The organism is Paenibacillus sp. FSL R7-277 (assembly GCF_000517965.1).
Lineage (GTDB): Bacteria > Bacillota > Bacilli > Paenibacillales > Paenibacillaceae > Paenibacillus_AQ > Paenibacillus_AQ silagei.
This window is the reverse complement of record NZ_ASPX01000071.1, coordinates 136,218-147,838: the sequence shown is the minus strand read 5'-3', so window position 1 is coordinate 147,838 and position 11,621 is coordinate 136,218. Positions and strand designations below refer to the sequence as shown.

Genomic DNA, 11,621 nt, shown 5'->3' with positions numbered 1-11,621 from the left:
CCGAGGTGAATTCGCCTACGCCGAATTCATCCTTCTCGTACCGGCGGCGGTCCAGCCGCTGGGAGATGCCGTGCTCGATCAGTTCGAGCCCGGCGCGCTCACGCGGCGAAGCGAACGTGATCGCGAGGCCCTTGCCTCCGGCGCGGCCGGTGCGGCCGATCCGGTGAATATAGCTGTCCGCATCCAGCGGAAGATCATAGTTGAAGATATGGGTGACCCCTTCAACATCCAGACCCCGTGCCGCCACATCCGTAGCCACCAGTAACTGGAGCTTGGCGTCACGGAACCGCTTCATGACGGCTTCGCGCTTGCCCTGCGACAGATCGCCGTGCAGCTCGTCACAGTCATACCCGGCCGCCTGCAGCGCCTCGTTCAGCTTGATGGCCCGGCGCTTCGTCCGGCAGAAGATGATCGCCAGGTAAGGACGGTCGCGCTCGATCAGGGAGATCAGCGCCTCCTCCTTGTTACGGTCCGAGCATTCCACCACCTGCTGGCGGATATTGTCCAGAGGGATCGGCGAACCGCTCTTGATAATGACATCCAGCGGCTCCTTCATATAGTTCGCTGCCAGCCGTTTGATCGGGTCCGGCATCGTCGCGGAGAACAGCATCGTCTGGCGGCGGTAAGGCACAGCCGTAATGATCGTCTCCACATCCTCCAGGAAGCCCATATGCAGCATCTGGTCCGCTTCATCCAGCACCAGCATCTTCACGCCGCTAAGGTCCAGGGTCTCCCGGCGGAGGTGATCCAGCAGCCGTCCCGGTGTACCGATGATCAGATGTCTGCCGCCTTCCAGCTTGCGCAGCTGCTTCTCCACATCCTGACCGCCGTAGACCGCCAGAATCTTCACACCCGTATGACGGGCCAGCTTGCGTGCCTCTTCGGTAATCTGCAGCGCCAGCTCACGCGTCGGCGCGAGAATCAGCGCCTGCGGATAAGCGGCCTCGACCCGGATCTTGTCCATAATCGGGAGCAGAAAAGCCAGCGTCTTCCCCGTTCCCGTCTTCGCACGTGCGATCACATCCAGACCCTGCACCAGCGGCGGAATCGCCTCTTCCTGCACCGGCGTCGGCTTCACGATGCCCTGCCCCTTGAGCAGATCAATCAGCACTTCAGATACTCCTAAATCTTTAAAACCCGGCAATTGCTCCACCTCACTAATTTTCTAAATTTTCAGTTCATCATGTCAGTCCATAACTTATATTCATCCATGTAACGGAGTAATGTACGCAAGGTAAGCAGAGGGGATCTCACCCTCAGGCCCTGTATAAGGACGGTACCGTTTCACATTCTTATCGTATTAAATAAAAGCGGAAGCACCCCGTCACCGGAGCCCTTCCGTCCCATGGGCCCGCAAGGCAGCGGTCGAACGTTCGGTTATACGGCGCAGCAGCGATCCACCGGACGTTCAGACGGCACTCCATTTGCGTTCCATTACACTTTAATTGTGGCAAGTTATCTTAATATTGTACTTGATTTTGCAACCTTTGTATGCATTCGGCGAAGAATAATTATTTATCCGTCTCTTCCGGCTAGAATCTGCCCGATTTGAAGATGGAGAACAGCAGCCACAGAATCATCAGCAGCGCGATGACCGAGCCGATCTCCACAATCGGGAAGTCCCAGAGCAGCGACGGCTCGCCGCGCAGGGAGGAGGCCACAATCAGTCCGGCCATGATGATGCTGAAGGCCAGCAGCACGATACTGAAGGAGAGGCGGTTGCCGATCCGGCTGAACTTATGCTCCAGGTCCTGCAGCTCCGGGACCCCGATCTCCACCTTCAGCTTCCCCTTGCTGATCAGCGAGGAGAGCTGCCGGGCCTGAGCGGGAAGCTCAACCAGACTCTCGGCAAGATCAGCTACCCCGCCCAGCAGCTTGCGCTGCAGACGGCTTCCGCTGAAGCGCTGCTTGATCAGCCGCCTGCCGAACGGCTCGGCCATCTGCATAATGCTGAAAGCCGGGTCCAGGCTGGCGACCATGCCCTCCAGGGTCAGCATCGTCTTGCCCAGCAGCGCCAGATCCGGCGGAATGACCAGCCGGTGCTTGCGGGCAATGCTGAACAGATCATTCAGCGCCTTGCCGATGCTGACCTGCTTGAACGGGATATCATAATACTGCTCGCGCAGCCGGTCCATATCCTCGTGCAGTGCCATCCGGTCGGCGTCCTCCGGGATCACTCCCAGGCGCAGAATGGCCCGTACCATCGAGTCCGTATTCTTGCGCATGAGTGCAATCACCAGCGCGGACAGGCCATCCTTCATCTCCTCGCTAAGCCGCCCGACCATTCCGAAGTCGATCAGGGCCAGCTTTCCGTCCTCCAGCACCATGACATTGCCGGGATGCGGATCGGCATGAAAGAAGCCATGAATAAAAATCTGATTCAGCATCATCTCCACGAGCTGCTGGGCAATTGTCTTAAGCTTCATGCCCGAGTTCACCAGCTCGTCCTTGCGGTTCAGTGTAATCCCTTCCATATACTCCATGGTCAGAACCCTGGTGGAGCTGAAGTCCCAGTAGATGGCCGGAATATAGATGTTATCTTGAGCAGACAGCTGCCCGGCTATACGCTCGGCATTGCGCCCTTCCTGGGCATAATCCAGCTCCGCCAGCAGTGCCCGGGAGAATTCCTCGACCATCCGGGCTAATCCGTATTGCCTGGCCCAGTCCATCTTGCGCTCGGCGAGCAGACTTAGATCCGATAGAATCTCAAGATCCCTGCCCATCGTCCGCATGACGCCTGGACGTTGTATTTTGACCGCAACACTCTGTCCGCCATGCAGCACAGCGCGGTGCACCTGGCCGATGGAGGCGGCAGCGAGCGGATTGTTCTCGAAGTATTCGAAGACCGCATCAATAGGCTGGTCCAGCTCCTGCTCCAGAATATTGCGGGCCGTCTCGGCTGAGAACGGCGGCACATTGTCCTGCAGCTTGACCAGCTCCTGAATAATCGCATCAGGCAGCAGATCGGAGCGCGTACTGGCAAGCTGGCCCAATTTGACGAAGGTCGGCCCCAGCTCCTCCAGCACCCTGCGGACCCGTTCAGCGAGGGTCACACTTTCATGAACCTCCTGTGTGATGATCCGGCGGGGAAGCGACAGAAGATGGTAGAGGCCCAGTTCCTCCACCATATAGCCGAAGCCATGACGCATAAGCGCCATGGCGATTGCCCGGTAACGTCCGGCATGCCTTATGCGGACAGCCATTTATTCCGTACGCTGTTCCGGCACGGTGGTCTCCTGGGGTGACTTGCCCTCAAGCTCGGCAACACGGCCCTCAAGCTGGGCAATGCGCGACTCCAGCCTGGTGATATCCTCCTGCACAGGTACCTTAAGCTCCTTCAGCACCCGCTGAACCTGCTCCTGCACGGCAGACTTGAACACACCCCGTTCTTCATCTCCGCGCTCTACCAGCCGTTCCACCAGCGCTTTGGATTCCGATGGGGCCAGCTCGCCCCGCTTTACCAGCTCGTCAACGACCTTCTCAACCTTCTCCTTGCTGACAATGGTGAGGCCTACGCCTAATGAGATAGCTTTCTTCAACAGATCACTCATGGTACTTCCCTCCCAAAGATTGCAGTTATGGATAAAGTATACCCCTTCGCCCGCCATTTCACAAAATAACCCCACAAAGTGGGGCTAAGCTTCGATATTGCCGATTATTTGCTGATTATCTGGGGATACGCGCCGCCCAGGTGGCTGCCCGCAGAATCAGCTGACGAACAGCCGGATGCCGGAACGACGGCTCATGATGGCCGGGCATCAGATAGACCACCCGTCCCAGGCCATAGCTGTGGCACCAGGCCGCAGGCAGCATCTCCCCGTCCGCTTCGTATTCGAGCAGAATCTGCTTCTCGGTGAACGGATCGAACTCGAACCGGTACGGCTCTTCATCGAGCTGGAAGTCTTCGATGCCTTCGGTAATATCATGCTCCTGCACCTTGAACTGAAGCGGAGTATAAGCCGGATGGCCGGTGAATCTGGCACCGATCAGCTGAGCCAGCTCATAACGCTTCGCCAGGGATACCCCGGTGTGCAGGACAATCAGACCGCCTCCTCCGCTGACATAGCTCAGCAGACCTGCCGTTTGCTGCGGAGATACGGTTTCATTCCACAATTCATTATATGCGATGCACAGATCATATCCGGACAAATGCTCGCTTAGCATCAGCTTCTTGTTCTCCGAGCATTGTACCGTCAGAAGCTCATTCAGAATTTCACTGACCTGCTTGTCCACACCTTGCAACGGGTGAAACCGGGGGTGTGTGTAATCGCCTAACAACAGGCATTTTCTCTTGTCCATAGGTCTCCTCCTCCATATCTCTCTGTAATTGTAGTAGTAAATGTAATTGAACAGCCTGCTGCTACCGGTTAGCCGCAATATAGCGGCCCAGGGTAACGAACATGCTGCCCATCCGCTCGTGCTCCGGCATGACAATCCGCTTCATGCCTTCTTCCTTCAGGGCCTCCGAGGTCATACGGCCGACAGATACCGCCAGCACCCTCTCTTCAAAAGCCTGCACCAACGCCGCAAGCTGCCCCTGCTCCCGCGCATGCTGTGCCAGGAAGCGGAATTGCGGCGCACTTGTGAACGCCACTGCATCCACCTGTCCTTCGGTGATCTCTGTGAGCAGCAGCTCCAGCGCTCCAGGCTCCGGCTGAGTATACCGGTAAGGCTGAACACAGCTTACGGCTGCGCCCGCCTGCTCCAGCCAACCGATTAGCTGCGGGGCAGTCTCCCCATGCAGCTGAAGCATGACCCGCTTGCCCTGCAGATCATAGTCCTGCAGGCCGCGAATCAGTCCGGCAGAGCTGCCGTCATCGTCACGTACGACCGGCTCAAGTCCCCGTTTCTTCAGGGCATTCACTGTCTTATAACCACGGGCAGCAACAGGTGAGCCAGAGAGAACCTCCAGGAAGCGGTCCGCAAGCGCCAGCTTCGCAGCCGTCTCGAACAATGCGTCCAGCCCCATACCGGTAGTCAGAATAGCCAGATCCGGCGGCTGCTCTGTCCAGGCAATCAGCCCCTCACGCAGGGCGGCATCATCCAGAAAGGTTGTCCCTTGAGCGGGACGGTGCAGCGCGGTTCCTCCCATATTCTCTACCAGCTTGGCCATGTCTTCCGCTTTACGCGGACCGGCCAGGGCTACGGTAATGCCCTTTAATTGCTCTGCCATGAACGCTTCTCCCCTTCATCACCCCGTATTGTTGCTTACCAGTATACTTGCAAAGTGAGGTAAAAGAAAAGACCAGACCGCATATTCGGCCTCATGAATTCTGCTGATCCCCAGGGAGGTTCTCCCCCGGCTTGACCGCTTCCGGCGCGGCAGGAGCCTGGTTTCCCGGGTACAGCTTGAAGCGTCCGACCAGCTGCTGCAATTCATCGGCTTGCCGGCTCAGGTCGGCTGAGGAAGAGGCGATCTCTTCCACCGAGGCAAGCTGCTGCTGGGCGGCTGCCGAGATCGTCTCGGTACTGCCTGCCGCAGCCTCGGTAATGCCGCGGATCTCGCTAATAGCCTGATCCAGACTATCTGCTTCTGCAGTCAGGGTGTGAACGCCTTCGTTCATTCCGCCTATAGTTTCCGCGGCCCCCTTAATCGCCCTGCGGATACGCGAGAACGAACGTCCCGTTGTATCCACAGCCATAATGCCGTCCATCACCTTAGTCTTCGCATCCTCCATGCTTGCCGTAGCCCGGAGCATCTCTGAATGGATAGAGGCAACCTGCTCGGAGATCAGGCTTGCTGACTTTCCGGATTCTTCCGCAAGCTTGCGGACCTCCGAGGCTACCACAGCGAACCCGCGGCCCTGTTCACCGGCTCTGGCCGCTTCTATGGACGCATTCAGCGCCAGCAGGTTCGTCTGCCGCGAGATTCCCGCGATCACACCGGTGATCCCCTGGATCTGCCCGACCCGCTCACTCAGCTGATCGATGACCTTGCCCATCTCCTCCACGGTCTCATGAATGCCGTTGATTTTGTCGACTACGCTGATGACCGAATCATTGCCCTCCGAAGCCGACAGCGAGGTCTTGTCCATCATTACCGATACCTGCTTCATGAACTCCGAGATATGGGCTACCTCGGTTGTGGTGGCAGCCGTGCTTGCCATTCCTTTATGTACACTGTTGACCTGCTGCTGCGTGCCGGCTGCCACCTCCTGGATGGCCACTGTCACATGCTCTATAGCCTTGGTCGTCTGCTCTGCCCCCGCGCTCAGCTGCTCCGCAGAGAAAGAGACATTATCCGTCATGGTCTGCACCCCGATAATCATCTGCCGCAGACTCTCCACCATCAGGCGGAAATTCCCGGCCAGCAGACCGATCTCATCCCCCCGGAATTCCCCGATATCCTGCGACAGGTCGCCGCCGGCAATCCGCTCGGTTGCCTTGCGCAGGCGGATCAGCGGCTTCAGAATCGACGCAATGTTGAAATAGATCAACACCAGCGCCAGCAGCACGGATACAGAGATGACCAGCCAGACCGTCTCACGGATGTCGCTGGTTGCCTGCGTGATCTCATTCAAGCTGATGGTGCCTCCGATTCGCCAGCCCGTCAGCTCATTCACCATGAAGGTCATCTTCTTGGGTGCATCCTTATATACATAATCGAAGCTTCCGCCCTCACTCCCGAACATCTGCTTCACGAACTCAAGCGAGGATTCCGCACCAATCGCTTCTGTGGGATGAACCATGAATTTCTTGCTGCTGTCGATAATCAGAATATAGCCCTCCTGACCGACCTTGATATCCGTCATACCGGCAAGGGAGGACAGATTCAGATCAAGACTGACTACGCCGTCCCCGCCTGCGAGCACCGCCGATACCGCAATGGCGCTCTCCCCGTTCACCGTCTGAAATACCGGTGAGATCACAGTGCCGCTGCCCTTCTTAAGCGCATTGATATATGTATTCTCCTTGCGCGGATCATAGCCTTCAGGCAGCTCCAGCTCTGCCGCTCGGATGCTCTTGCCTTTGCTGGTTCCGGCATAAATATCAAGCACATCGGGATGCAGCGCGGCATACTCCCGCAATCTGTTCTCCAGTGCAGGCGCCGCCAGTCCGGCCGCCTCGTTATTAATGGAATCTGCCGGAAGCTGTCCGGCGAAATAGAGAATATCATCTATTTTCGACTGAATATTGGAACTTATGATCTGGTTCACTGCAACTACACTTTCCTGGGCATTATTGGTAAGCTGCTCCCTTATGTTGCTGCTGGCCGATTGATAGGTTAACCAGCCTATAATGATGCTCGGTACCAGCAGGACAAGCAGATAGGTAGTAATCAGCTTCGTACGGATGTTCAGACGCACCTTTTTATTCATATGATGGACTCACTCTCTCTTTCATTCTTCCTGGGTCTTAAGAAGGATCATAGCGGCAGCTTTATATATAATTAAATATCAGCCCCCGAAACCCTCTTTTTTCCGGCAATTAATGATAATTTCCCTATATTTATTGATAATTTTTATAGGAGCACAGCAAAAAGACCGTTTCCATGAAAACGGTCTTTTGTTATATTCCGTTACTAAGCGAGCCAGCATACCTCATACAAACGTCCTAGTTCTGGCGTGAATTCCTGCTCTGGCAGGCCGGGCAGATGCCTCCGAATACCACATGCGTATGAGTGATCGAATAGCCTGTATCTGCTGCCACCGAGTCGCTCCACTCCTGCGGGACCTGGCTCATCACTTCATCCACGGCACCGCAGATTTCACAGACAATATGCTGGTGGTCGTCCAGGCGCGCATCATACCGGCTGGCCGCCTCGCCCAGCTTCAGCTCGCGGATCATCTGTTTATCTGTAAGATAGCGCAAGGAATTGTAGACCGTTCCGTAAGCAAGGTTATGCCCCTGCTCAACCAGCCGGTTCATGACTTCCGCAGCGGTAGGGTGATCATGGGAATTGCGGACGATATCATACACGGCTTGACGCTGAGAGGTCAGGTTCAGGGTTCTCATCTTTATCATCCTCTAATTTGTTTTTAGATCAAGTATAAGTCCTGATGCCGGAAGCGTCAATGCGCCTCTACTTGATCATGCCGGAATACTTCACCTCCACTTGTGCATTCACCTGGAAGTTCAGCCGGGGATACAGCCTGCCCCATTCGGCCATCTCCGTGCCGTTATTCCAATGCCGTGCGCCGTAATGCAGTCCCCAGCCCAGCGGGTCCATGCCGCTGTCCCGGATCTTGACCAGCAGAGCCTTAACTGCACCGCCCAGCTCTGCTGCACCGGCCTTACCAATCTTTTTCAGCATATGGTGGGTGATCATCTCCTCCGTACTGTTTTCCTCCAGGATCGCCCGGATCTTAATGGTGTAGCGGATGTAAGGCTCTTCGTCCCGATTCGTCACAATCCGGTAACTGGAGGAGGAGCTCTCGGTGTAATACTGGTACATTCCGCTGCCGATATGGGCCGGAAAGTTCGTACGCAGATTGGAACGCGACAGCAGATTGAAGAGTCTGGTCTCATTCGGGGAGAAGACAAGCTTGATTTTGCTCTTATCCAGCAGGGCGATCTTATCGATAAGGAACTGTTCCTTCCCTTGTGCTTCAATAATAGGCAGGATGGGATCTATGCCGTTCTCATAAATATTCCGCATCAGTTGATAGGAATATACACTGGAGATAAAAGGCGACTCTGTACCTTGCCCGCTCATCGCCAGAATCAGCGAGTTGGACGGGATACGCTCGGAGGGCGGCTTGACCTGCAGAACTTCAAGCGCTCCCGGTCTTCCTACCGCAAAGTTTAGAATCGACTGGATATCTCTGCGACGCACCGCCCAATCTGTCACATGTCGGATATCCTTCGCCGCTATTCGCTCTCCCAGAATTATTGTCTTGCAGTGGACATAATCCAGCTCCTTCTCTACTTTGGACTTCATTCTCCGCAGTGCTTCAGAGATACTCTCGGATTCTTCCGTGAGAATCAGCATCTTCTCGTCAATCTTCGTGACATCCCCTTGGGGGATAGCCAGCTTCAAGCTCACCTTGAAGACTCCCTCCTCCTTGCCGGGATCTATTCCGATGGCTACTACAAATATTCTCCGGTCAATATCCTTGAAGTTACAGCCAGCCAACACCGTGCACACCAGCAGCAGAATAATCCCGATAATCCCGCCACGCAGGCTTCTCATTCTCTCCGCCCCCTAACAACCCAGTAGCACCAGAACAGCAGCCCGATCATCAGCATCTCGCCGTACCAGCGAATATGCTGCAGAAACACCCCAAGCATATTAAGGTTATATTGATCCAGGCGCATGAGAGCAAGCGCTCCGGAAGCAAACAGAACCAGGATAACCAGTTCCTGCAGCAGCTTTGTCTTTGGCTTCCCGGAGGGGGAGGGAAGCAGGCTGAGGAGTAATTCCTTGCCCACATGCCACTGGATAATGGCACTAACCAGTGATAACGTAATACAAGCAAAATAGAAAACATACAGCATGCGTTCGATCAAAAAAGCCTCAATGCGGATGCTGTCCGCCGTTGAGAACCACGTATACACATGACGCTCGATGCCGACTGTCCCATGGTACCCTATGGGCACAAAAAAAGTGATCAGCAGCATCAGGAAGCCTTCCAGGCTCAGAATCCATAGATGCTTAAGCTTCAGCCCATGAAACACCCGGTTGAAGACCGCCATATTAATATAGCCGCTGAACGTAAATGTGGCCGCTGCAATGCTGTTAAGATCCGGAGCATGCAGGGAATGGGTCATCACCTCGAGCACGGCATCCCAGCTGAAGTCCGGGTTAATTATTGCCTTAACGATCGTATACAGAATTAAGGGTATTGTAATCCCCAGCGTGACCTCCAGTCCGTAGAGAAGAGACAACGAATCAATCCGCGAACAGAGGCAGACAACCGCGAGGAACCCGAACATGATCGCATACGGCCCTGTGTCCGGACTGATAAACCGCAGGGTAATATCTACGAATGACAGAAGGATAAGCGCCCCCGCCATATACCAGAGTACCGCATATACAAAAATTAGCGGAGAAGCCAACAGTTTCGGCAACGCCGATCCGAAGATTTCCGGCAGCCCCTGCCCAGGAAATTTATGGATGACTCTGGTGAACAGATAAATGAACAAGGTGCCCACAGCCACTGCAACCAGAATGGAGGACTGGGCACCGTCAAAGCGGGCATCAATGAGCTCCCTGGGAGTGAAATTAAGGATATTGATCAGGGTATTCATGACAAAAAGACAATAGAAATAGCGGTTCTTCGCCATTATTGACCCCCGCTTTTCTTCCTCTGATCTGCTCCCAGTACATCGAGGGCGAACATCCTGAAATACGGCTGGCTGAAGCTGCGCTGGCTGCATAAATACATCGTGAAGCCGACCAAGCAGATGACAACACCCACAAGCCCGAGCACAGCTGCGGCGATCACGAAGAAATACTTCAGCACACGGATGGAGAAGCTCATCATATTCAGCGGAACCAGGAAATTGGATATCGCCACTACGGAGACGAGAATAATCATAATGTTGCCGATCAGCCCCGCCGCTGTAGCAGCCTGCCCCAGGATCAGACCGCCGACCGTGGTCGCTGTAGGACCGATGGCTCTGGGCAGACGCAAGCTGGCCTCCGTCAGGAACTCCATCATAATCATCATCAGAATCACCTCGACAAAAGAAGGATAAGGCACCGTAGCGCGGCTTCCCCCGATCAGCAGGGCGATCTGCACCCGCACAATCTCCGGATTGTATGAGGTGAAGGCAATGTACAAGGCCGGCAGCCATAACGTCATGGCCACGCCCAGAATGCGCAACAGCTTCAGGAAGCGGCCGACGAAGGGCAGATGGATTTTGTCATCCATGGCGGTGAAGAAATCATTGAATATGGACGGAAGCACAATCGCATACCCGGTCGTATCCAGCAGGACCGCCACCTTGCCCTCTGCCAGATTGAATACCACCCGGTCGGGGCGCTCGGTTACTATGGTCTTGGGAAAAATGCGCAGCTTGTCGCTGCTGATATATTTCTCCAGTTCACCGGCAGCCTGCAGAATGTCGAGCTTCAGCGAATCCAGCTTCTCTTTTAACTCCGCCAGCACCTGGTGATTCACCCGGCTCTCGTCGTAGAGAATCGCCACCTTGGTCTTGGACACATTGCCGATAACGGTAAATTCCATCTTGAGCGCAGAGGACAGATAACGCCGCCGGACCAGATTGAGGTTCACCGCCAGACTCTCCCCCAGCGCATCGGAGGGACCTTGGCTGATACTCTCCGTAATCGTCTCCTTGATACTGCTGGCCTCCGCCCGGAGGACATCGAAGCAGCAGAGCTTGCCCTCCCGCCCAATACAGGCATAGCCGCTGAGCAGAAGATCCAGAGCACGCTGCCCGTCTGTCACCTCTTCACTGCCGGGGTAATCGGCCACATAGCTGTAGTAGGCTGCGGGATGGCCCATCTCGTAGAACGGAGCAATAATATTGCGGCTGATGGCCTGTCCGTCTGTCACACTTTTGATATAGAGCAGGCTGACCTGTCCCGCCGGAATCGTCAAGACCTTGTCTTCGAGGTCGCCGAACCCGCTTAGCTGGCTTCTGATCCATTCGAGCACGACCGCCTGTGTATGCTGTTGTTCCGACATAGGTCTCTGCCCCTCTCCGCCCGCTGC

At 55.4% G+C, this 11,621-nt stretch carries 10 protein-coding genes; all 10 read right to left on the bottom strand.

Annotation, left to right across the window (positions count from 1 at the left end):
- Positions 1 to 1,144, bottom strand: a 1,144-nt coding sequence (locus C173_RS21665) for a DEAD/DEAH box helicase (protein ID WP_155991605.1), incomplete at its 3' end; no start/stop codon positions are given.
- Positions 1,145 to 1,532: 388 nt separating this feature from the next.
- Positions 1,533 to 3,203: an ABC1 kinase family protein gene (locus tag C173_RS21660; RefSeq protein WP_036728283.1), complete on the bottom strand. Its 1,671-nt coding sequence runs from the start codon at positions 3,201 to 3,203 to the stop codon at positions 1,533 to 1,535.
- Positions 3,204 to 3,551, bottom strand: a complete 348-nt coding sequence (locus C173_RS21655) for a phasin family protein (RefSeq protein WP_036728281.1) — start codon at positions 3,549 to 3,551, stop codon at positions 3,204 to 3,206.
- A 115-nt stretch (positions 3,552 to 3,666) separates the two neighbouring features.
- Positions 3,667 to 4,299, bottom strand: a complete 633-nt coding sequence (locus C173_RS21650; protein WP_036728279.1) for a ThuA domain-containing protein — start codon at positions 4,297 to 4,299, stop codon at positions 3,667 to 3,669.
- A 61-nt stretch (positions 4,300 to 4,360) separates the two neighbouring features.
- A complete protein-coding gene (locus C173_RS21645) occupies positions 4,361 to 5,173 on the bottom strand; it encodes a uroporphyrinogen-III synthase (protein ID WP_036728275.1) in 813 nt (270 codons plus the stop codon).
- A 91-nt stretch (positions 5,174 to 5,264) separates the two neighbouring features.
- A complete protein-coding gene (locus C173_RS21640) occupies positions 5,265 to 7,319 on the bottom strand; it encodes a methyl-accepting chemotaxis protein (RefSeq protein WP_051478269.1) in 2,055 nt (684 codons plus the stop codon).
- 235 nt (positions 7,320 to 7,554) lie between these two features.
- Positions 7,555 to 7,956, bottom strand: a complete 402-nt coding sequence (locus C173_RS21635; RefSeq protein WP_036692190.1) for a Fur family transcriptional regulator — start codon at positions 7,954 to 7,956, stop codon at positions 7,555 to 7,557.
- 67 nt (positions 7,957 to 8,023) lie between these two features.
- Positions 8,024 to 9,133, bottom strand: a complete 1,110-nt coding sequence (locus C173_RS21630) for a Ger(x)C family spore germination protein (RefSeq protein ID WP_051478268.1) — start codon at positions 9,131 to 9,133, stop codon at positions 8,024 to 8,026.
- On the bottom strand, positions 9,130 to 10,227 hold the full coding sequence (locus C173_RS21625) for a GerAB/ArcD/ProY family transporter (protein ID WP_036728272.1): 1,098 nt from the start codon (positions 10,225 to 10,227) through the stop codon (positions 9,130 to 9,132). The genes C173_RS21630 and C173_RS21625 overlap by 4 nt, the downstream gene beginning before the upstream one ends.
- Complete coding sequence (locus tag C173_RS21620; protein ID WP_036728270.1) at positions 10,227 to 11,594, bottom strand: spore germination protein; 1,368 nt, start codon at positions 11,592 to 11,594, stop codon at positions 10,227 to 10,229. The genes C173_RS21625 and C173_RS21620 overlap by 1 nt, the downstream gene beginning before the upstream one ends.
- Positions 11,595 to 11,621: the final 27 nt, after the last annotated feature.